Origin of the sequence: Bacillus sp. HMF5848 (assembly GCF_003944835.1) — a bacterium.
Taxonomy (GTDB): domain Bacteria; phylum Bacillota; class Bacilli; order Bacillales; family HMF5848; genus HMF5848.
This window is the reverse complement of sequence record NZ_RWIV01000001.1, coordinates 3,375,801-3,399,450: the sequence shown is the minus strand read 5'-3', so window position 1 is coordinate 3,399,450 and position 23,650 is coordinate 3,375,801. Positions and strand designations below refer to the sequence as shown.

Below are 23,650 nucleotides of genomic sequence, written 5' to 3'. Positions count from 1 at the left end.
AATATAATACCTAATTATTATATTTTATGACTCATAATGTATGAGAATGTTTGAATTCAGAAAATTTTAAAAAAAAGGAAAATAGGACAAATCTCCTGCATACATTTAAATAAAATAAGGGGGTGACTGTGATGAAGGTTTTAGTAACCGGTGGTGCAGGATTTATCGGAACATATACCGTTAAACAATTATTGGAGCAAGGATATCAAGTTAGTGTAGTGGATAAAGCGAACTGCTCGATAGATGATGAGAGGTTAAAAGCAAGTTCCTTTTATACGGTAAACATTGAGGATCCAGCACTTGAGGATGTTTTTGAAAAAGAAAAGCCTGAGGCTGTTATTCATTTAGCTGCCCAAATTGACGTACAACATTCTATTCATAACCCAATTGATGATGCAACTGACAATATAATCGGTACGATTAATGTGTTAGAAAACTGTCGTAAATATAAAGTTAGAAAAGTAGTTTATTCTTCCTCAGCAGCAGTTTACGGAAGGCCTACGTCTTCAATTATTGACGAAGACCATCCTCTAAATCCGGTTTCACCTTATGGTATTTCGAAATTAACTCCAGAATATTATATTAAATATTATGCGCATGTACACGGCATGTCCTATGCAATACTTCGTTATGCAAATGTGTATGGAAAGCTTCATCACAGTTCCGGAGAAGGAGGAGTTATATCTATTTTTATTAACCAACTACTAAAAGGTGAGTCTCCGATAATATTTGGGGACGGGGAGCAAAAAAGGGATTTTATCTACATAGAGGATGTTGCTAAAGCAAATGTATGTGCAGTAATGAAAGGAGATGACATAACAGCTAATATAAGCACCAACACCTCTACATCATTAAATGAATTGTTAACAGAACTAAAAAGTAGATTAGACGTTAAAATTCACCCCATTTATGTAAAAGGTCGACCTGGTGAAATCAGAGACAGTAGGTTGTCAAATGAACTTGCGAACCACTATTTACAATGGTCACCGTCGTACAATCTTCAAACAGGAATAAAAGCTACCTTGTCCACCTACAACTCAACAAAAACATAATGGAATAGCTTGGGAGGTGATGAGGTGTGGAGAGGTCAGCTAGGCTCACATGGTAAACCGCGGATCTATACAGCTTCTTTGTGTTTAGCCATTATGTGCTATGCCTTCATTTATGTATTGATAAGTCAGTATGATCTTTGGCAAATCATATTAGGATTAACGATCGTACACCTTTCTACACTAATCTTATTATTAACATATAAAGAGCAACTGCGAGCAGCCGTTCAACTTCTCATATTAATTAGTTTTCCTATTATTAGTCATGTGTATGTTTGTCTAATTGAAAGCCCTATTGAATGGAAATCAGCTTTTATAAGTAGTTTAGCAATAGGGCAGATAAGTTTCTTAGTAACTGCCTTTAGATTACCTATTACTTATAAAGAATCTATAAGGAAAAAGGTCGTGATAATAGGAGATAATCAAGTTGAAATTGAAAGAGTCAAAGCGGGACTTTCGAAAGAATGTAAAGTCTATGAGTGGAATGTAACTAGCCAAAATACGTTTGAAGATGCTCTCAACATAAAGAGATGGATTGTTACGCCGCATTTACAGGTAGAAGAAAAGAAACAATTAATTAAGATAGGAATACAACATAATATTAACATAGAGTTGATCCCTGATTTTTACGAGCTTGTTCTTCATGGTACTAATGTTAGAAGTGTTGAAGACACATTAACTCTGTCAATAAAAAAGCTGGAAATACCATTAATGAAAAATCTTATAAAATATACATTTGATTTTGTAGTTTCTTCAATCCTTTTAATTATAACAAGTCCACTTTTTATTACCCTCTTAATATTGATTCCCATAACTTCAAAAGGACCTGCTATTTATATTCAAGAACGACTCGGAAAGAGTGAAAAACCATTTTTTATTTATAAATTTAGAAGTATGGTACAAGATGCTGAAAAATGTTCAGGGCCTACTTTATCAAGCAAAGATGATCCTAGACTAACCAAATTAGGTAGGTTTATAAGAGCAACTCGTATGGATGAGCTACCTCAGCTTATAAATGTACTAAAAGGTGATATGAGCTTAGTAGGACCTAGACCGGAAAGAGCTTTTTTTGTTAAACAGTTTGCAACTAATCATCCGGAATACAAACTAAGAATGAATGTAAAACCAGGTATAACAGGATATGCACAAGTAAAAGGTACTTATCATACCTCAGCAGAGGATAAATTAAGGTATGACTTAATGTATATTCAAAATTATACATTGATTCAAGATATAAAAATTCTCCTCATGACATGTATTGTAATCTTTAACAAACAAAAATCGAGTTAAATTGAAAATGAACACGTTCAATCAGTCATATTGTCTGAGCGTGTTCATTTTGTTACTTCGAAATATTTTTTACAGTGATATTACTATGTTAAATGAGAAGAGTAACTTAAAAAAACAGTTCACTTTTGTAAAGATTAGTAGCATTAGTTGAATCATCGATTAAAATATAACCTATTAATATATGATAAATGATAAAATTTGTGACTGATAAAATGAGGCATTCAATATCTTGAGTTTGTGAATCTGTGCATGGTATACATTTTTACATTAGCTAACATAATCCAGTCACAAGATAAAAAGAATTCTGTTATAGTTATTTTTGCTTTTCAAGATTAAATGTTACATTTACATTGGGGGTATGGATGTAGCAATGGTTAGACTGGTACATGCGGATGTAATTAGCAAAATCAATTTAACCTGTTCAGTAATTCTCCTAAATTATATTATTTTCTTGTTCATTAATAATTAACCCATTCATTACAGGTAATATTAATTTAAGTTGATAATTACTACGTGTATTTAATTAAGTATAATCATCTTATATTATGAAATCGTATTTAAATCAGAGGTGTAAAAATGAAGAGTAAAGATTACGTCTATTCTTTATTCAAAGAGCGTATGTGTGTGTTAGCATCTATGCATAAAAAGGAAAATGTTATGTCTCCTGTACTCGAAGAAAAGTTAGGGGTTAAGATTATTGTTCCGAAAGGCTTTAATACAGACCAATTTGGAACGTTTACTCGTGATATTCAACGGATTGGAACACAACTAGAAGCAGCGAAGCTAAAGGCAGGACAAGCTCTTATAGTAACTGGCGAAAAATTAGCAATAGCTAGTGAGGGAAGCTTTGGACCACATCCATATATGCCCTTTGCTCCTTTAAATCGTGAGGTTGTTTATATGCTTGATACATTACATGGATTTGAAGTTTGGGCAGAGCATAATTCAACACAAACTAATTATTTGCAACAGGAAATAATGAACATACAGGAAGCATTCTCATTTTGTCAAAAAGTAGGATTTCCTAACCACGCCGTTGTTGTAAGAACAGATAAAGAAACGATAAACGAAGATGAGATGGTGAAAGGAATAAACTCTAAGGAAACATTAGAGGAAGCCATAAGGTATATGCTAAAAAAATCAAACCATAGAGTTATTTTTATTGAGACGGATATGAGAGCGATGTTTAATCCTACTAGGATGGAAGGTATTAAAACTGCAACAGAAAAGCTCATTGAAAAAATATATTCAATATGCCCGAACTGCTCGTTCCCTGGTTATGACATAGTCACAAGAAAGCCAGGGCTAGTTTGTATTGAATGTGGATTGCCGACAAAAAACATTTTGTCTCACATTTATGATTGTAAAAAATGTGGTCACTCTGAGGAAAAGTTGTATCCGAAAGGAAAAGAATACGCCGATCCGATGTTTTGTGATGTTTGTAATCCGTGAGCGATTAAGTTAAACACCGAAAAAAACAACCCGGCTTCAATTGTGGAGGATATAACTCCCATAGGCAAGACCAAGAAAAAAACAGCCCAGCTCTTCAATATAAGAGCTGGGCTTAAATACGTTATAATTTACTCTTGCCTAAGTAGCTGTTGCTGCAAAATGAACCTTCTTAAATGAAACAAGTTTTCTTCATCAATATACCTAATTTCTGTACCATATCGATAATGATCTACTGTATTTCGTGTAACAATAGTGGCTGTAATTTGCTTTGTATCTTCAGTTTTTAGACGAATAGAGTATTCTAGTTTCTCGTCTAGCTTTTTATCTGTAGTAAAGCCGAACCCATTCACACTTATATCTACAACATGAATCGATGCTGCTTGTTGCTGATTATGAAATAAAGCGGCATCAAGGATGGAGCAGTGATAACGAATAAATCTACGCCGTTCTGTCGGAAAGTTCGACTCTTGTAAAGATAAATATAAATACAAATTGTAATTTACCCGCTTAATAATATGTGCCGTGAATTGCTTTTTTTGATAAAGGCAATATACTTGATCTCCAACATTAAGACTATCCACATCTTTAACAACAACATTCATCAATTCACATTCCACATAATTTAACGCGGCTTCTATCACTTTTTTATTTTGCGTCACCAATGCTATCCGTTCCATTGTATCTCCTTATGGCATAAAATTTGAAAGTTATAGCTTGTTTTCTAAGTGGAATATTAAGGGAGTAATGTTTCTAGTAATTGTATCGATTAGTAAAAGGTCCTCTTGCTTTATGATGCTTTTCGTTTTTGTCACGACTAAATAGCCATATGGATTACTTTCCTCATCTTCCCTTTCATAGTAGTTTTTTATTTGAATTGGCGCGAAAATGATACTGTTTGTATCTCCGAGAGATGAAATGAAATGGTCATCATTAAAATAAGAAGATAGATTTTCACTGAAATAATCGTAAAAAATTTCATCGTCAATATTCTGTGTCACGGCTTCGTTCAAATGCACTTGATGTTGTGAAGCTTCAAATCCTATGTTTTTTTTCATTAAGTATGTTTCATCCTGCTGAAGAATAAAAAACGCTTTCTCAACACCAAAGCCAAGGGCGAGTGTATGTAATGCCAAAGTAAACAGCTCATCTAGCGTTCTGCAAGAGTTAATATTTCTAATTAAACGATTATACGTCTGTAAAACGTGAAATTTCGCTTCTGCTTCTATTTTTTGTTTTTCTATCTTTTCAAAGGAAAAGGCGTTGTTAAGGGCAATATATGTAGATGAGGCAAGTGTTTCAATCAATTCAAAAAGTCCTGAGTCATAATTGTTTCCTTGATGTGATTTGCTTAACGTGACAACACCTATAAGGTTATTCTTTTGAATAAAAATAACATACTCTGTTTCAAGCTCAGATAGTAATGTAATATCCTCAAAGATTTGCATAAGCTCTTCTTTGTCATCTTCTATGTGAAGGTATATTTTATTCGGTAACAAAAAGGTTTCTTTAAGCTGTAATTGGAAATATTTTTTTTCAAAGGAAAACACATTTCTGTAGCCTTTTACTTGAATTGTATTAATTGTATCACTATATAACCCAAAGCTAGTAATAAAACTACCGGAAATTTCGCTAAAAACTTCCGTTGCAATTTTATATAGCTCGCGTGGATTAAGCTCGGATAAAAGAGCTTTTATACTTTGATTTAATACAAATAGATTATAAATCTTTTGATCTAATTGGTGATGTAGTGTTTGATAATCTAAAAAACGTTGATTGTTTTCTATAGATGAGTTGACAAGTCTCATTAAAATATCAATTAGCAGGTTATCATCAGCGCTCATTTCACCAACAGACTTACCATTTGTAACAATGAATCCAATCATATCTGTATCATTGATAAGAGGTATAACATACGCTGCAGAAAAATCTTCAATAAAATTCATAGGGAAATATTTTAATAGTTGGTTTGGAGATAACACTCTTCCATAATATAAGGGAAGCTTATCTAGAGCCTGAGAAGACTGAACCTCGTAAGACTCGTAATTATACAGACGATTATGAACTAAGTAGTATTGAGAGCCTTCTTTTTCAAACAATGCAGCCTTGTGCAATGTGAGAAGTTCGTTGGCAAATTCGAAAGAAAACTTTAGTAGTGTATCTTTATCATACCGTTGTGTAAAAATTTCAATGGCTTGAAGTAGTATTTCGTATCTATACGATTTCTCGAAGCTCATAGTAGCCTCCTATTCAAACTTCAACTCTTTTCCAAGAGCGTAGAAAGTTCCTCGTGTTAAATTATTAATACGTTTACTCATGTTTCTTATTTCAATAATAGTTTCGGGGAACGCCTGTTTATCTATTGTAATTTCCCCTTCACCTTTTATTTGTAGTAAGTTTTGTAAATGTAGACGGTAGTCTTCTAGTTTCGAAATCTCCTTATATTGACAATCAAACGCTTGCTTTAACTGATTATATTGTTCTTGCTGACTGTCATTTAAGTTATGGGCGAAGCTTTCATATATCTCAAGATGTCTTGCAATGGTTTCATATTTATCAATGGCAGTTTTATATTCAGTTAAAAGCAGCTGCAAATCCTTTTGTATTTGCTTCCGATCAAAACCTTCCACATAAATAATAGTTCTTTTTTCCGCTTTATTACCTAACTGGGATGCATACACCTTGCCTTTTGCCATAATTTTGCCGCCTATAATTCTTCCTTTTCCTTTATGCGTTAATACGTTTTCCGCTGTTAGGGTGCTTGCAACAGAATAAAACCCAATATTAATATCTTTTTCGGCTGTTATTGTACATTCATTGGCATGCTTAACGTACACATTCTTTTTGGCTTGAATAACACATGGGCCAAAGACGCCGCCTTTTATGTATATATCACCTTGAAGTGATTCGATTTTCCCTACTTTACGAATACCAAGCTCGGATAGTATGGAAATATCAACTCCAGCGACAACAGAAAAACCTTCCTGAACGGTTCCTGTAATCGTAATAGAGCCATCAAATTCTATATTTCCTGTTCCCATCCCTACATCACCCTCAATACGAAGGTGATTAGCAACAGATATTTTACCACCAATTCTTGATACAACACCATTTATTTTAGCAAAAAGTACACTCTTACTATCTTGTTCCACCAATTCAACTGATTTTGGATCGTATAGCAGACGTTTATCTTTGCCTTTTTTGGGGAGAAGTTCCTCCCCGATGACTGTGATTCCAGATAAGCCTTCTGTCGGAGGAACCTTTTCACCTAGCCAATCCCCTTGCTCAACTTCATCAATAAAATTCATCTGATAAAAATCAGCGTCACCCGATTCATTAATAGAAGGTTTTCTATCTGACAGTTGAAAGTAACGTACAATAGCATCCTCGCCATTTGTTGGAGGAGTACCTTGAGCAATCAAAATATCTTGCCGAGGTATGATGTCTTCCTTCTTTAATTGAATACCTTCAATAATATTGGCGTCTTCTATAGCGGTCATTATTTCAGGTATAAGTTGATTTTGTTGCTGTAATGCGGCAAATTCTTCATCTGTTGCATTTACATGGATATGAGCAGTCATTTTATCCTTTGATACTTTACATGACACGAGAGGCTTATAAAGGCCAATTAATGTTTCAGTATTGTCCGCACAATCAATAGCGTGCTTTAGTTTCAAAAAATTGGTAACACATAGCCGAGGGAAGGTTTGTAGAATATCATTGAAGCTTGTGAGGGGAAAGCCTACTTTCGTAACATATATATAGACAGAATCATCCTCAACAACTATTTGAAAGTAGTCATTATTAATAAGTTCCATACTGTCACTCCTTATTGAGGTACGTAGGTTCTGTATTACAAAAAACTGTCATATAAAGTAGAATTTTGTCATAACTATACTTTTAATATAGCATAAAGGGTTTTCGAAATTTTATTAACATTTAGTTAAAACATATATTGTAAATTAGCGATTGCAAAAAATATGGTTACGCGAGAACTAGTTTACTGGATTAAATCTAGTGTGTATAAAAATGGTTTAACCTAACTTATAGAAATAACATATGAATTATTACTATTGCGTTTTATCAAATACCATGCGCTATCATTAGTATTCTCTTAGTTTATAAATGCTTTATCCCATATGGAGAAAAGCTGTTTTTTATAAACAAATTATCTTACGTTCCAATTTAATAACGGAGGAAAATAATATACTAAAAACAAAAAAAGCTACTTAAAAAGAACCTGGAAATAAATCCAGGTTCTTATGAAAATTTTTAATAAAGTAATATCCCCTATTACTTAAGGTATCTATATAAAAATAGTACAAAATGTTCTCTGCTTATGTTTTCTTCCGGCTTGAACGTCCCGTCTGAGTAACCAGTTGTAATATTATTTGAAGTTAATATGTTGATATAGTCGTTAGCCCAATGCCCTTCAACGTCTTTAAAGATTTGGTCAGAGGTACCTGTTAGCTTAAAGGCATTTACGAATATTTTTGCTGCTTGGGCTCGTGTAAGCTCTCCGGTAGGATCAAACGTTCCATCTGGCTTCCCGCTGATAATACCAAGTTCTTTAGCCATTGCAGCTTCTTTGTAGCCATAGGTGTCTTGATTCATATCAGTAAACTTAGGGTCTGGTGCATCTGAATTTTCAATATCTACTCCAAGGGTGCGTAAAATAACTTGAATTGCTTGAAGTCTAGTAATATTTGCCTCTGGCTTGAAGGTTCCGTTCGGATAGCCGTTAATAATGCCTCCTGCTGTTAAAAAGTTAATCTCTTTTTTATAGCGTTCGACATCTGAATATTTCGTTTCCTCCGAGTTAGGAGCAGCTAGCAGACTAAACAACGTAAGATGATTTACTTTTGCAGTGATAGTATTATTCGTTTTGTCTTGATTTATTGGTGTTGGAATCCATTGTTGCAATTCTTCATCCCAAAAAAAGACATGCAAATCATCCTCTGTCGAACCTACTGGTAAGTCATTCATTTCATACTTAAATTCTAGTAATAATTCATTTGGGAATTGATGTATGTTATTCCCGTCACTATCCTTAATTGAAATATCATATGAAGTTGCCCCCACCTTAATCAGGTCGTTTCCTGACTTGGATGAATCAATTATTCGCTTCACTTGTACGCTTGCCGGTGAGCGTAGTGTACCTGATGGTATGGTAACACTAAGATTATTATCGGTAGCATCGATGATATTCGGTACGTTTAAGTGAGAAGAGCTAATGTATACTATTCTCATGAGCGCAGGTGTATCATTGGCATTTGAAGATGAGTTATTGCCATCATCTGATGAATCATCATCGTCCCCACCACCCGTTGATGGAGGATCTTCTACCGAAATACTGATGTCTTCTTGTACTTGAATGGATTCAGACACCAAGTTGGATTGCAAGGTATTTGTGCCCTTCACTGTAATCAACTCTTCAACCATTATAAACATGCCGGGTTTGATTGTATCTGCTACATTAATATGCTCTGTTATTGATATCGAAACTTCTTCTATACTTTCATCTACCACAGTCGTTTCCTCTGTCACTTGATTGTTTAATGAATTGATGTCGTCCTCATTCGTTAAAACAGATATCGTATTTAATATTGTGCCTACTGATGATGAAGAGACTTGAATGTCTATCTCAGCATTTTCCTCAGCAGAGAGTGAGTCGATGGCACAAGTAATAGATCCATTGTTATGTGAACAGCTTGCTTGCTGTGAATTTGCAGAGATGAAATCTACAGAATTTGATAGTGAACTAATAACTGTGACTCCCGTTGCAGTATCCGTACCATTATTTGTGATTGTAATTTGATACGTAATGGCTTGATCAACTTGGGCCGGATCAGGTTCGTCTGTTACACTGACAGATACATCAACCTGTGCTGGTTGAGTAAACAAGGACTCTATTTTTCTCACAAAAATATCTTGTCTTTCATTTGTATCACCAGGTACTAAATTGTCAGCAGGTGACTCAAATGAGATATATTTACCATCTGCCGTAATGATAGCTCTTTTACTACTACTATTCGCTTGTTGACCATTGACTGACTGACTCACTAAAATGGTTTTCTTATTCAAACGGTCATAGACGAATACATCGGCAAACTCATTCGTATCATTTGATACTAGATCGGTTGCCACTGATGTAAAGGATACAAAACGACCATCTTCGCTAACCGACGGTTCCCAGCTGTCTTCATTAGGAAACTCTCCAGCAATGTTCATACTGATTAATTCGAGAGTGTGGGTATTCCTATCATATAAGTACACGTGACTATAATATTGATTCTCAGGATTAGCGTCGGATAACAGGTTATTGGCATTTGTACTAAATACTACATATCGTCCTGTTTCACTTATACTAACGTCATCAATAAAATGGTTCGCCTGTTTACCATTGATATTTTTACTAATATGTTCAGTTGCTCCTGTTGTCATATTACGAACAAACAACTGAGGAAATCTATATTTTCGTACATCCGTGTTGCTCGTCATATCTCCCCGACTAATGTAGGCTACAAAGTTTCCATTTCCACTTATGGAAGCAGGCTCTGAAATATCATACATATAGTCATACTGACTCTCCCTAATACTGACCGTCTCAATCTTTTTTGCTTCATGATTATAACGAAAGACATCACCGTCTTCATTTGTGTCACTTGATGCTAAGTCAGGAGAATCTGAGATGTATATAACATAATTTCCTTCGCTGCTTATGTCAGGGTATTCAGCGTGATACAGGGGATATTCTCCACTTGTCGTATATTGAGTGAGTACATGCTCTTTTGTTTCATTATCGTAAAGTAGAACAGTACTTTCGTCGAACGGCTCAGTTGCTAATGTATCTTCATAATCCGCATACGTATAATAGGCCACGTCACCCCTATTACTTACTACAGGATACTTACTCTCCCCAACTGGGCTGCCGTCAGAATTAGCCGTAATAAGAATTGTAGATTTATCTTCTGCATCATAACGGTAGATATTTTCATTATTTTGGTACACTATATAGCGACCATTAGAACTAATATCAGGGAAAGCACTATATGTGGTGAATTGTTCCCCATTTGGTTCATAACTAACTCTCACTAAATCTTCATAATAATAGACATCCTCCGTTACCGTTTGTGATGCACCGTCAGCAATATTCTCTTTTGATGATCGAGCACTTTGTCCCATCCCATCGCCCACACCTATTCCTTCTTCAATAAAAATATCAATAGGTGGGGGTGTTTCTTCAGCTTTTATCAGTGTCTTCTCCAATGTGACGCTTAACGGTGCTAACACTATAAGAAACGCACTAATAAAGATTAGAAGCTTAGATTTCACTCATACTCACCTCCTTGGTTTTGGAACAAATTAATAGGTAAGTAATTATTCAAAGCTAAGGACCACCGTCACGTTCACTTGTTGTCCTGCTGAAACAGATATGCTATCAGATGAATCCATGTAATGTCTTGTGAACCAAGAGGAAGGATTTGAGCTACAATCTTCCGGAGCTACATCTGGGCCACATGTCCCTATAAACGTTCCGACTTGATTAATAAAGTGATCAATCTCAGCAGTAGTGGTCCCGCTTAAAACAATTTTATCCTCATTCTCACCAGATGAGGGTACTGTAATATTTAATTGCGGTTCATATATAGAGCATGGCTGTGGAGCTCCATTATCAGTTTCACACGGCCCATTAGTCCCAGATAACCAGATACTCCAAGAACCAGGCGTAGACTGACGTGTTAAAACTTCAGCTATAACTTTTTCACCGCCAGCTAAGGCATTTTCAAAGCTCTTTTTATTAGCAATGGAACCATCTTCATTTAAAATTTCGATTGTCCAGTTCCCGTGCACTTCAATACCTTCTTGCTGCCCTTCTCCAGAGGTACTTGATTGTGCTAGTCCATTCGTTACTTCCTCAGACTGGTTGCTTAATAGTGTTAAGCCAATTAACGCAACCATTATCACAGTTAGCAAACTGAGTAGGGCATTAATCCTCTTTTTCATGTCATGTCACCAACCTTATAATATTTTGAGTTTATTTAGTAGAAAAACCCAATTACTGTAAAGTTTAACATTTATAATGAATATTCTAAATAAAGAAAAAACTGTTTCTTTGTCGAATTTTGTTTGTCTATATCTTTAATTATAAATTAAGAAATAAGTATAGTAAGGTTTAGAATTTGTTATCCATTTTTAAATTGAATAAAATTCCAAAAAATGAAAATAATACTTGCTTCACTGAAGAAAGAAAGTTATTATAAAATTAACAGAATAACCCAAGGGAGTAAAATTTTATGACAAAATTAAGGAAGGCCGATAAAAGTTTAATTAAAGATATGAATAGATCGGCTGTTATTAATGCAATAAAGCGGAAAGGTCCTATTAGTAGAACCGAAATCGCTCAAGTGACAAATCTAGGTCAATCAACAATGACTAAGATTATTGAGGAACTAAAAGCATTAGATTTAGTTCATGAAAAAGGTGAAGCTCATTCCACAGGTGGACGAAAAGCAATTTTATTAGAGTTTAATAACTTGTTTGCTTACGCAATAGGAATAAAAATTATGCAAGACCATCTAATATGTGCTCTCACCGACTTACAAGCAACTATCATAGACAAAAGAGAAATCTTCTTTGATCCATCATCAGACTCACAACTCATCATCAACCTCATGATTAGAACGATTCATCAAATCCTTATTGACTTTCAACTAGATTCTCAAAATTTAATCGGTATTGGTATAGCAGTTTCAGGCCTAGTAGATAGTAAGACAGGTGTTGTATTAAGATCCCCTTTACTTGATTGGAATAATGTGGATATATCTACGCCGTTAAAAGAGGAATTCCAGTTACCTGTTTCCGTTGATAATGATGTAAACGCATACACCTATGCCGAACTAGAATTTGGTTATGGAAAGAATAGCAATCAATTTATCTGTATTTCTATCGGTGATGGAATTGGTTCTGGGTTTATCATAAATCGCAAAGTGTACAAAGGAGAGTATGGGGGTGCAGGAGAATTTGGGCATACAATTATAAACGTTGATGGAAGACCCTGTCACTGTGGGCAAAATGGGTGTTTGGAAACTTATCTATCAAACCGAGCACTTAATTTAAATGCACAAGAGTTAGCTTCGAGATACCCTACAAGCTCTTTGTATAATGAAAAAATTAACTATGAAACGATAACAAAAGCAGCGAAAAATAATGATGATTTAGCTCATGAACTTTTTGGACAGGTGAGTAAGTACTTAAGTATCGGATTAATCAATGCAATAAATAGCTTTAACCCTAAAACTATTATTCTTATTGGGGAAGCTTTAGTAGGAAAAGACTTTTTTATTCAAGACGCTATTAAAAAAGCTAAAGATAACTTTTTTAGAGGCTCCTTTGAAACTAATATTGTTGTATCAAACCTTGGAGATGATGCATGGATACAAGGAGCTGCTTTACAGGCTATTGATCAATTATTTCAGCCCCCAATATACGAAGAAGTAAATTCACTAATAAGCACTTAGGAGAGTGAAATGAATGGTAGGAGATAAAGGATTTAAGAAGTTCTTTGTTGTAAGCGTATTCTTACTACCGAACTTACTTGGTTTTCTCTTTTTCATTGGTATTCCGATTGTAGCATCTCTAGGGATTAGCTTTACTCAATGGGATTTACTGTCTAATCCTAAATGGATAGGATTTGAGAATTATGTTTCTTTAATGTCTGACAGAGAGTTTTGGGCAGCACTGGGTCATACCTTCTATTTTATAGGAGGTTACTTACCACTAGTTATGGTAGGAGCCTTAGGAATTGCATTAATCTTAAACCAAAAGATTAAAGGTATTACTTTTTTCCGAGCAGCGTACTTTGTGCCTGTAATAACTTCTTGGGTTGCTGTTTCTCTAATTTGGAAGTGGTTATTCAATCCAGTTTACGGTCTTGTAAATTACGTCTTATCTTGGTTTGGTATAGCAGGTCCAGCTTGGCTGCAGGATCCAACTTGGGCTATGCCAGCTATTATTTTGACTAGTGTGTGGAAAGACTTAGGTTTTGTAATGGTAATCTACTTAGCTGGGTTACAGGGGATTTCAACGAGCTACTATGAGGCAGCGAATATGGATGGGGCTTCATCTTGGCAAAAATTTTGGTACATTACTCTCCCGTTGTTAAACCCAACTACATTCTTTGTCACTGTCATATCTTTGATAAACTCATTTCAAGTGTTTGACCAAGTAATGATTATGACGGAGGGTGGACCTGCAGGCTCGACTAGTGTAATAGTAGAACGCATTTACAATCATGCATTTAGGTATTTTGAGATGGGATATGCATCCGCCATATCTTGGGTCTTATTTTTTATTATATTTATTGTAACTCTAATCCAAATTCGAATTCAAAAAAGGATGGTTACAGATGGAAGCGAATAAGCAGATTGAAACAAACACACCTATTATATCTAGCCGAAAAGTCGGATTTATGAAAATAACAAAAAAACTTTTATTCTATTTAGTTCTTATTCTTGGGGCAGCTATTATGATTATCCCATTTATATGGATGCTATCAACCTCGTTAAAAACTTCAGGTGCGACAATGGTGTTACCACCACAAATTTTGCCTGAAGAGGTTCATTGGGGTAATTATCAAAGAGTCGCAGAGGCATTTCCAGTATTTAGATTCCTTTTCAACTCATTGTTTGTAGCAGTGACTTCAACAATTGGCCAAATTCTATTATGTTCTATGGCTGCATATGCTTTTGCCAGACTTGAATTTAAAGGAAGAGATTTCATTTTTATTATTTATTTAGCTACGTTAATGGTTCCGACACAGGTAACAATGACACCACAATTTATCTTAATGAAGTATTTAGGATGGTTGGATTCATATCAAGGTTTAATCTTACCCGGAATGTTTAATGCTTTTGGAACATTTCTTCTACGTCAATTTTTCCTAGGTATACCTAAGGAACTAGAGGAAGCCGCGTTTATTGATGGAGCCAGTCACTTTAGAATATTTATTCAAATTATTTTACCGTTAGCAAAGCCGGCTTTAGCAACATTAGCGATATTTTCTTTCATGCAGTCATGGAATAACTATTTGTGGCCGCTTATTGTAATTGATAATCCGGATATGATGACGTTACCATTAGGCCTTTCATTATTACAAGGTAGATGGGAAACTGATTGGAACCTAATGATGGCAGGAGTTGTCATAAGTGTAATACCAGTATTAGCTGTGTATTTATTTGCTCAACGATACTTTATTCAAGGTATTACGCTGAGTGGATTGAAAGAATAGATACTAAAAGCTATTTTAGGAGGTGGTGACTAACTACGTTTTCAGTATGGTCATTATTACTTGTAAAATTTAAAAATGGGGGTAATCAAATGAGTAAAACAATGAAATGGGTAGCATTTTTCTTTGTTGCAATGTTGTTAGTGATGGCAGGGTGTAGTGGACAACAAGATACTTCTTCCACTGAAGAAAGTAATAGTGGAAACTCTGATTCAACAAATGAACAAACAACTAACACGAATGAAAACGCAGAAAAACAGGTTACGATAGAATACTTTACTTTCTCTCCTGGTGAAGCGCATGAAAAAGACTTAAAAGCAATGATTGCTGCATTTGAAGAAGAGAACCCTAATATCAAAATTAAGTATGAAATGGCTGCATTTGATGATTACTTTACTAAATTACAAACCCGTTTAGCAGGTGGTTCAGCTCCTGATACTTTCGAATTGAACTACGAGAACTTTGTTAATTACGCTTCCAAAGGCGCACTATTATCACTTGATGACTTAATTAAAGCTGATTCTGAATTTGACCCTTCACAAATTAACCAGGAAGCTTTTAAAGCCTTCCAATATGATGGTACTCAATATGGAATGGTAGAGTCATTCTCCAATGTTGTTCTTTACTATAACAAGGATTTATTTGATGCTGCTGGAGTAGGCTATCCTGCCGCAGATTGGACTTGGGACGACGAATTAATAGCAGCTCAAAAGTTAACAGATAAAGAAAAAGGTGTATATGGAACATATGCACCAATTCAATTCTGGGAATTCTATAAAACTATAGCACAAAATGATGGCGGTATCTTCAATGAAGATAAAACCGTTGCAACAGTCAATAGTGCTGAAAACATTGAGGCATTACAGTGGATGGTGGATAAAATAAATAAGTATGGAGTTACACCTTCTGACGCTGAAATGTCTGGTCAATCTGATAGTGATTTATTTAAGGCTGGGAAGATTGCAATGCTTCGTACTGGAATTTGGATGATGGGATCATTTCAAGACGTACCTTTCGAATGGGATATTGCATTAGAACCAGGCAACACGCAGAAAGCACACCACTTCTTTGCTAATGGTTTAGCAGCTTCAAAGGATACAAAGCATCCTGAAGCTGCTTGGAAATGGTTAAAGTTTATGAGTGCTAGTGAAGATGCAGCTAAAATTCGTGTAGATAGCTCTTGGGAATTACCAGCTGTTACAAATAAAGAATTAGTAGATTCATATTTGCAACAAACTCCACCTGAAAGTAAAGAGGTTGTGTTTGACGCATTGAATTCTTTAGTTGTACCGCCTGTTATTGCAGAGTGGAATAAATTAACTGACACATTTACTAAAGAGTTAGACCTTGTGAAATTAGGTAAGAAAACACCTGAAGAAGCATTAAATGACTTACAACCGCAAATACAGTCTTTAATAGAATAATTTTTTAGGTTGATAAATAAGGGGAGAGGATAACTTCTTCTTCCCTTGTTTAATGAACTTAAAAAACTAAGGAGGTCTATAAAGTGTCTAAATCTACTATCAAACAATATTTTCCAACTGGAAACGAATTGGTAGCAATCCCTACACTTAGGCAGGACGGGGCGATTGAGAGTATAAACGTGTTGAGCATGAAATATAAAGGAGTATTAGAGATTGTTGGGGAGCCTTTTGTACAGCCTTTTATTACACAAAATAATCAAGTGGTTTCATTTGAGTCTTTGGATTGGGAGCGGGAACACTTTTGGATTCCAACTTTTAAAGGTGATAAAGATGGAATACAGTTTATAGGGACTGTTCATGCCCCTATAGGCGAAAGAGGATTTTATTATGAATTAAAGATTAAAAATGTGAATTCTCAAGAAAGAGAGCTCTCATTTGGATTTGCTGGAGAGTGGAGTAAAACCTGTCACTCTATTAATGAGACAAAGGTTTTTAAAGGGAGCTTGGAAACTCTTAAGAGTGGTTGGAATCATTCTTATATCATGGAATTATATACAGACACCTCTCAGCTTGCATTGGCTCCGATGTTTGACCAGTTTCTTGATATTGAAGAATGGAAAACGGATATTCCTAATCACACAAAATTTAATTTCGGTAGAACGGTTACGTTAGAATCAGGTGAGGAAGCATCTCTTGTTGTTTTTTGGGGACTTGGAATAGAAGAGGTAGGAGCGGCAACTTCTGCAAAGGAAATGAAAAGGCAAACGGTGCCTTCATTAGTAAATCGATCACATCAATGGCTAATAGATAGAAAGCTCTCTTTGCCAAATGAAACAAAGCTTGAAGAGATTATGAACATTAATGCCTTTTTCAATTACTTTTTTGCTACAGGATTAACTTTTGATACAGAAGAAGATGTTTTAATTACTTCCAGAAGCTCTAGATATTATGTGTCAGCAGCATATTGGGATCGAGATAGTTTATTATGGAGCTTTCCAATGATTGTTCAAGTTGATGAAAAAAGAGCAAAAGAAATGCTTACGTACGTTTTTACGACTCAACGAAGAAATATTGGTATTCATAGTAGATACATTGATGGAACAGTCCTTGAACCTGGCTTTGAATTAGATGAACTATGTGCTCCAATCCTTGCATTATCTACGTATTTGAACAAAACTGGTGATTATGGATTTTTAGAAAAGGATTATGTTAAAGCAAGTATCGAATTAATTATAGAACGTTTAAATGAAAATAAGCACCCTGAGATTGAGTTGTATAGTACGTTCTTACAACCTACCGATGATCCCATTGTTTATCCGTACTTAACCTATAATAATGTTTTGGTGTGGCGAACTTACAAGGTGTTAAGTGATCTTTCAAAGTATTTTGATACAATATCTAGTCAATCATTTGATATAAAAGCGCAATTACTTAAACAATCAATCTACCAATATTGTATTTTCGAAGATGAAGAATTCGGCAGTTACTTTGCTTGGTCGATAGATGGTAGTGGAAATCACAATATTTATGATGAACCACCTGGAAGTTTACAGTTGTTAACCTATTTCGGTTTTTGTTCTTCAGATGATGAGATTTACTGCAACACGGTTCGTTTAATTCGCTCTAAAAGATTCCCTCATGCTTTTAATGGTTGTAACTTTGAAGAACTAGGATGTGAGCATGCCGATCATCCATGGGTATTATCAATTGCAAATAGCTTGTTATCTGGACGAGGAGAACAAGCAAAAAATATCTTATTAAGAACACCATTAGATAATGGAATAGCCTGTGAAAGTATCAATGAAGAAACAGGAGTGCCAGAAACAGGAGAGCATTTTGCTACTTGTGCGGGATTTCTAGCGTATTCTTTATACGTTGCTTTTGGACAAAAGGAGGTTAATCCGTGGAAAAACGTTACCCTGGCATTGGAATAATTGGTCATGAACATATTTCAGCTTTATATGGCGTGGATAACGGAATAGTAGATTGGCAGGGTACGGGAATTCAGCATTTTTTCTATGGAAGCTTTGACGAAGACTTAATTCATTCAGCGACATCTTATATTCAACATTATTCAGGTCAAATAGAGATGGGTAATCGGCTTATAAGACAGGAGACCCACCCTGTTCATCAACAGCCTGTAGCTTCCGTTGTAGAGGATGGTTTCTGTTACTCTACTACCTTTGAATCTCAGGTGAATAAGGATTTGTCCTGGACAGAACGGGTTTATGCCACCCATGAAGATCAAATTGTATTTGAAACTACCATTCAAAATAACGGTGAGAATAAGCACTCGTTAATGGTAGGTGGCTATGCTATTTTACGGAATCCAAGTTATCAAAAGCTTTCTTATGAAAATCAAGTTCTATCTTGGGAGAATAAACAGACAAGGTTGGATATTTTGGGAGAACATGTAGAAGAAATTCGTTTTTACAAAGAGAGTCCAACCGGATTTGTATACAGAACTTTGCAGCAAATTTTTAATGTAAAAGACAGTGACCCAATAGAAGCTTTTTCTAACGACTCAATGATTGGGGTCGTCACCCAAAGAAGGATTGAGGTTGAGGCTAACCAATCTATAACATTTAAATGGATGATCCAGGCATCTTTTTCTAAAATTATAAGTAACAGAAATGTTAACTGGAATACCATATTAGAGACCGCTAGAGTTAATTGGAAGGATTGGTTAAATACTGGAGCTTTGAGCATTGATCAACTTCCAGGTGATTTAAAATCTGTTGTCCAAACGAACTTAATTGCGTTAAAGGCTAGTTTACTAGATGGTTTTGTACCTGCAGATATGACAGGACATTATTATTCAGATGGCTCACCTAGTTATTACGCAAGAGATGCATTAATGATTGCTAAAGCTTTCATAATGGCTGGATATTACTCAGAGGCCAAAAGCATCATAGTGTATGCAGCGTCAAGGAAAACCAAAGATAACAAGGGTGAGTTTTTTCAGCGATACAATGCTGTTGGGGAACCTAGTGAAGGTGCCAACAACAATGTTTTTCATCAGCTTGATTCACAAGGTTATTTTTTATACTTAGTAGAAAAGTATTATGAGAGAACAGGAGAATGGGCAGTTAGTTTTAAAAAAATAAAACAAGTTGCCAATGTCCTTTTTGATTTTAAACGTAAAGGTGGACTAATTGGACCAGAAGGCGGCGTAAATGAAGGGGTTTTTGGTCCTGCATATATTACTTCTTCTAATATGTTTATTGCCGGGGGGCTATTTGCTGCCAGTCGTATTGCCATACTCCATGAAGACCTCATTCATGAAGCAAAATGGGAAGAGCTTGCAAATTCTATTTTAAATCATATAGAAAACGAGACTTGGATCAGTGAGATATGTCGATATGGCTATGGATATGTAGAGTATGTAGAAGAGTTAGTGAGAAAATATGATTCACCTCAATTTTTCGGCCCTTTATACGGGTATCCAATATCAGCCAATTTCAAAGAAATGGTCGACAAATCTTTGCAAAATCAATCATTTTACAAATATGGTATCGGTTATAGCGAGCAAGAATACCATCATGGGCCATGGATTTTTAATACTGCGGCCAACGCTCAATGTCAGATACTATTAAATAACAATGAAAACTATTTACTTATGATTAATTGGATGGTGAATCACTCTAATGCATACGGGTTGTTACCGGAGGCTATCGATGGCAACTCAGAAGAGTTATGTTTTATCAACCCACTTACATGGGCGTGTGCTGAATTTATTTCTGCTGTTTCATCTGGACAACATATATTGACTCAATTGGAGGAAAGGGTGAGATGATGAATAAGACTGGAAACATCAACCTTTCGATATTTTTAGAGATTCATAATCTGCAACTGAATGAGAAGGAAGAGGAAGCAATACTTTTATGGAGAGAAACGATTCATAAGTCAACACTCGGTCCAGTAGAGAAATCGATGTTTACATGGCTGTTAACCGAGCAAGTATTAAGGTTTAAAAATAGACAGCTCATAGCTGAATATAAAGAGTTTATTTTTCAGACGGTTCAATGGATTGAAGGAAATTGGAGCGAAGCCGAGAATCATCTTTATCTATCCTTATCGAGAGATGTTTTTACTGTCCATTTAGCTATTTACTATGCTACTCTAATGAATCTGAAAAATGTAGGGTATGAACCTATAATTCAGAAAACAGCAACAGCAATTAGAGATCGTGTATTTGAAAAACATCTTAAAGGAGGAATGGTAATTTGTTCACCCACGCATCCGTTTGCTTCAACAGACTTGTTATTAACTGTTCTTCCATTCGGTTTGTTTTCTCCAGAGGATTTGGTAATGGTGGAGGCAGTAAAGGAAATAGAAAGTTCATTAGTTAAACAAGAGAACGTATATGCATCTCCACTAAGTAATGAGCATTCAGAGTTATCTGTAGGATTAATGGCATGGTATTTCTTAGAAAAGGGTGAACATGCAGAACTTGAGTATTACCTAAATCTAATGAAGGAAACAGACGAAACTACTTTACACATAAAAAGAATAATCGATACTTATATATCTTCTAAACAAAACGATGTAACAATTACGCATGAACCGTTTGGGAATGAGAATAAATATGAGCCCCAAGTTTTTGAACGATTTCCCAGAGTACCGGTTGAAGGGGAAGAAGTAAACGTTCAGTTTACCGCTCCTTTTTCGTCAGAAGCATCAGCTAATGTTTATGTAAAAACCTCTTCTGAAACAATGGTCAAGACAGCAAATTATATAAATGGAAAGAAACCGTATTGGAAGGCAAACATTGGTTCATACTCTGCACATGAAGAAGTAGTTTATTATATTGAATGGAAAGAGAATGAAAAAACAATTACATCACCTCCATATACTTTTTATCCATTAGAAAAGATAGACATTCGGGGGGTGTCGGGGCAACAGGTGAGTGATCAAAAGTTTGAATTTTGGCCAGAGCATGCTCACAGTCCCTTGTCTTTAACTATTGATTTAGGTCAAAAATCGATACAAATTCTTAAAAAGAATTGTTCAAATCACAAAGATAATAAGTTGAAAGTTAATGATATTTTAGCAGAACAAGGTCTTCCTAAGTTATATGAAGATCATTATATTGCTCCTATTACATTATTAGTAGATCGTTTTGGTAATTGGGTGGATTTATCTATCCGGTTTTACAGTCCTCTCCAAGAAAGATTTTTTGGAATGGGGGAAAGGTATCATCAGCTAGAGTACAGAGGAGAAGAACTAGATTGCTATGTTTATAATCAGTATAGAGACCAAGGCGCAAGAACATATATGCCTATTCCTTTCTATATTAGCTCCTTGGGCTATGGATTGCATGTTGATACAAGTAAATATACTCGATTTGATTTTGCGAAAGAGTTTGACGACCTTTTGAGTATATCGATATCTCAACACCCTCAAGGTGAAGCTAGCATTCAATTCTACAAAGGTACCCCATTAGAAATAGTTAGTGACTTTACTAAACAAACAGGGCCAGCTGATATGTTGCCAACTTGGGCATTCGGTCCTTGGATGTCTAGTAACAACTGGGATAGAGATGAAGTGGTTCGAGCTCAAGTAGATATAACTACTGAACTTGAAATTCCATCTACTGTTCTTGTATTAGAACAATGGAGTGATGAAACAACTTACTACATTTTTAATGATGCCATTTATGAACCAACTGACGGATCTTATGCTCTATCATATGAAGATTTCACTTATCCTGAATGGGGGAGGTGGCCAAATCCTAAAATGTTAGTGGAATATATTAATGAACACGGCATGGAATTAATACTATGGCAAATCCCAATTATGAAATATTTGAATCGACAGCATCATCCACAAAAGGATAATGACGAAGCCTACATGATTGATCAGCTGTATTACATTAAAGATAAACACGGAAAGCCTTATAGAATACCTGAAGGTTGGTTTAAAGAAAGCCTCCTCATGGATTTTTCTAACTTACAGGGAGCAAAATGGTGGTTTGAAAAGAGAAAATATTTATTAGACATTGGTGTGGCAGGCTTTAAGACAGATGGTGGAGAAATGGTGTTTGGAGAAGATATTCAATTTGCAGACATGAGACTGGGAAGTGAAATGAGAAATGAGTATCCTAACGATTATATAAAAGCCTATTATGATTTTGCACAAGAATATCGCCCTAATAACACAATGACGTTTAGTAGAGCCGGATATACTGGTGCTCAAAAGTTCCCTGCACACTGGGCAGGAGATGAACGATCTACGTTTGCGGCATTTAAACGCTCATTAATTGCGGGGCTATCATCTGGGTTAAGTGGAGTGATAATGTGGGGATGGGATTTAGCGGGATTTAACGGTGATATCCCCACAGCAGAGCTGTTTATTCGCTCAGCACAAATGGCAGCCTTTTGCCCAATAATGCAATATCATGCAGAAAGCAAAGCTGAATTTAATCAAGACAGAACACCTTGGAACGTTGCAAAGAGAACGAAGGATGACAGAGCAATTAACGGGTATAGATTTTTTGCAAATGTACGTATGAATTTATTACCTTATATAGTTGAACAAGCAAGGTTAGCTACATCAAAGGGAATTCCGTTAATGAGGGCAATGGTATTGGAGTGTCCTAGTGATCCAAAAACTTACTCTTTATATGATCAATATTTCTTTGGTGATAATTTATTAGTTGCACCTATTATTGAAGAGAGAGCGGAAAGGCGTAAAGTGTATTTACCTTCTAATAAATGGGTGAACCTATTCAATAAAGAGGTTTTCCAAGGAAGTCAGTTCATTGAAGTAGACGCACCTCTTATGGAAATACCGGTATTCCAAAAAAATAATAGTTGCATCATTACTAATTTATCCGAAACTAATCCTAAGCTAGGGAGTTATGTTGGGAATTCAGTTACATTATATAACTATCCAGCTCTTCATATTAGTGCTGATCAATCTTTTTCATATGAGGGCATTGATCATTTAAATGAAAAATGGGTAGTTAATGTATCACTACTTGATGACAGCACAGTGTTAATTAGCATTGATTCATGTCATGATAAACTATCAATAGTTTATACTAATACATTTGAGAATAATATTTCTTTACAGATAAGTGAAAGAAGTGAACAAATAGAAGTTGCCTCAGGTGAAACAGTTTTCATAGAAATAGAATAGGCTTACTT

The 23,650-nt window shown here is 35.3% G+C and carries 15 protein-coding genes; 10 read left to right on the top strand and 5 right to left on the bottom strand.

The annotated features are described in order from the left end of the window. Positions 1-131: 131 nt before the first annotated feature. The 3 genes from EJF36_RS16365 (at position 132) to EJF36_RS16355 (ending at position 3,791) form a co-directional block, all read left to right on the top strand. Positions 132-1,052: an NAD-dependent epimerase/dehydratase family protein gene (locus tag EJF36_RS16365; RefSeq protein ID WP_125907318.1), complete on the top strand. Its 921-nt coding sequence runs from the start codon at positions 132-134 to the stop codon at positions 1,050-1,052. Positions 1,053-1,076: 24 nt separating this feature from the next. After that, the gene (locus EJF36_RS16360; RefSeq protein ID WP_125907317.1) at positions 1,077-2,339 is read left to right on the top strand and encodes a sugar transferase; all 1,263 of its coding nucleotides are present in this window, start codon (positions 1,077-1,079) and stop codon (positions 2,337-2,339) included. A 576-nt stretch (positions 2,340-2,915) separates the two neighbouring features. Then, positions 2,916-3,791 carry a DUF6671 family protein gene (locus tag EJF36_RS16355; protein WP_125907316.1) on the top strand — a complete coding sequence of 292 codons (876 nt, stop codon included), beginning with the start codon at positions 2,916-2,918 and terminating at the stop codon, positions 3,789-3,791. 128 nt (positions 3,792-3,919) lie between these two features. On the opposite strand, the gene EJF36_RS16350 is transcribed toward EJF36_RS16355, so the two are convergent. The 5 genes from EJF36_RS16350 to EJF36_RS16330 form a co-directional block, all read right to left on the bottom strand. Continuing rightward, positions 3,920-4,468 carry a PilZ domain-containing protein gene (locus EJF36_RS16350; RefSeq protein ID WP_125907315.1) on the bottom strand — a complete coding sequence of 183 codons (549 nt, stop codon included), beginning with the start codon at positions 4,466-4,468 and terminating at the stop codon, positions 3,920-3,922. Between the two features lie 30 nt (positions 4,469-4,498). Continuing rightward, positions 4,499-6,025: a GAF domain-containing protein gene (locus EJF36_RS16345; RefSeq protein ID WP_125907314.1), complete on the bottom strand. Its 1,527-nt coding sequence runs from the start codon at positions 6,023-6,025 to the stop codon at positions 4,499-4,501. A 9-nt stretch (positions 6,026-6,034) separates the two neighbouring features. After that, complete coding sequence (locus tag EJF36_RS16340; protein WP_125907313.1) at positions 6,035-7,606, bottom strand: DUF342 domain-containing protein; 1,572 nt, start codon at positions 7,604-7,606, stop codon at positions 6,035-6,037. A 475-nt stretch (positions 7,607-8,081) separates the two neighbouring features. Continuing rightward, a complete protein-coding gene (locus tag EJF36_RS16335; protein ID WP_125907312.1) occupies positions 8,082-11,123 on the bottom strand; it encodes an S-layer homology domain-containing protein in 3,042 nt (1,013 codons plus the stop codon). Positions 11,124-11,168: 45 nt separating this feature from the next. Continuing rightward, positions 11,169-11,795: a hypothetical protein gene (locus EJF36_RS16330; RefSeq protein WP_125907311.1), complete on the bottom strand. Its 627-nt coding sequence runs from the start codon at positions 11,793-11,795 to the stop codon at positions 11,169-11,171. A 290-nt stretch (positions 11,796-12,085) separates the two neighbouring features. On the opposite strand from EJF36_RS16330, the gene EJF36_RS16325 reads away from it, so the two are divergent. The 7 genes from EJF36_RS16325 (at position 12,086) to EJF36_RS16295 (ending at position 23,642) form a co-directional block, all read left to right on the top strand. Further along, complete coding sequence (locus tag EJF36_RS16325; RefSeq protein ID WP_125907310.1) at positions 12,086-13,309, top strand: ROK family transcriptional regulator; 1,224 nt, start codon at positions 12,086-12,088, stop codon at positions 13,307-13,309. 13 nt (positions 13,310-13,322) lie between these two features. Continuing rightward, positions 13,323-14,210: a carbohydrate ABC transporter permease gene (locus EJF36_RS16320; RefSeq protein ID WP_125907309.1), complete on the top strand. Its 888-nt coding sequence runs from the start codon at positions 13,323-13,325 to the stop codon at positions 14,208-14,210. A gap of 25 nt (positions 14,211-14,235) precedes the next feature. Next, complete coding sequence (locus tag EJF36_RS16315; protein WP_395940640.1) at positions 14,236-15,078, top strand: carbohydrate ABC transporter permease; 843 nt, start codon at positions 14,236-14,238, stop codon at positions 15,076-15,078. A gap of 89 nt (positions 15,079-15,167) precedes the next feature. Then, positions 15,168-16,499 carry an ABC transporter substrate-binding protein gene (locus EJF36_RS16310; RefSeq protein WP_125907308.1) on the top strand — a complete coding sequence of 444 codons (1,332 nt, stop codon included), beginning with the start codon at positions 15,168-15,170 and terminating at the stop codon, positions 16,497-16,499. Between the two features lie 83 nt (positions 16,500-16,582). Next, positions 16,583-18,433 carry a glycoside hydrolase family 125 protein gene (locus tag EJF36_RS16305; RefSeq protein WP_260471919.1) on the top strand — a complete coding sequence of 617 codons (1,851 nt, stop codon included), beginning with the start codon at positions 16,583-16,585 and terminating at the stop codon, positions 18,431-18,433. Continuing rightward, the gene (locus tag EJF36_RS16300) at positions 18,403-20,295 is read left to right on the top strand and encodes a glycoside hydrolase family 15 protein (RefSeq protein ID WP_125907307.1); all 1,893 of its coding nucleotides are present in this window, start codon (positions 18,403-18,405) and stop codon (positions 20,293-20,295) included. The genes EJF36_RS16305 and EJF36_RS16300 overlap by 31 nt, the downstream gene beginning before the upstream one ends. Continuing rightward, positions 20,292-23,642: a glycoside hydrolase family 31 protein gene (locus EJF36_RS16295; protein WP_125907306.1), complete on the top strand. Its 3,351-nt coding sequence runs from the start codon at positions 20,292-20,294 to the stop codon at positions 23,640-23,642. Before EJF36_RS16300 ends, EJF36_RS16295 begins: the two co-directional genes overlap by 4 nt. Positions 23,643-23,650: the final 8 nt, after the last annotated feature.

Excerpts from the sequence above, each read along its gene's own strand:
- EJF36_RS16340 (WP_125907313.1), bottom strand. The coding sequence starts at position 7,606 with ATGGAACTTATTAATAATGACTACTTTCAAATAGTTGTTGAGGATGAT.
- EJF36_RS16365 (WP_125907318.1), top strand. The coding sequence starts at position 132 with ATGAAGGTTTTAGTAACCGGTGGTGCAGGATTTATCGGAACATATACC.
- EJF36_RS16345 (WP_125907314.1), bottom strand. The coding sequence starts at position 6,025 with ATGAGCTTCGAGAAATCGTATAGATACGAAATACTACTTCAAGCCATT.
- EJF36_RS16330 (WP_125907311.1), bottom strand. The coding sequence starts at position 11,795 with ATGAAAAAGAGGATTAATGCCCTACTCAGTTTGCTAACTGTGATAATG.
- EJF36_RS16320 (WP_125907309.1), top strand. The coding sequence starts at position 13,323 with ATGGTAGGAGATAAAGGATTTAAGAAGTTCTTTGTTGTAAGCGTATTC.
- EJF36_RS16295 (WP_125907306.1), top strand. The coding sequence starts at position 20,292 with ATGATGAATAAGACTGGAAACATCAACCTTTCGATATTTTTAGAGATT.
- EJF36_RS16350 (WP_125907315.1), bottom strand. The coding sequence starts at position 4,468 with ATGGAACGGATAGCATTGGTGACGCAAAATAAAAAAGTGATAGAAGCC.
- EJF36_RS16355 (WP_125907316.1), top strand. The coding sequence starts at position 2,916 with ATGAAGAGTAAAGATTACGTCTATTCTTTATTCAAAGAGCGTATGTGT.
- EJF36_RS16310 (WP_125907308.1), top strand. The coding sequence starts at position 15,168 with ATGAGTAAAACAATGAAATGGGTAGCATTTTTCTTTGTTGCAATGTTG.
- EJF36_RS16325 (WP_125907310.1), top strand. The coding sequence starts at position 12,086 with ATGACAAAATTAAGGAAGGCCGATAAAAGTTTAATTAAAGATATGAAT.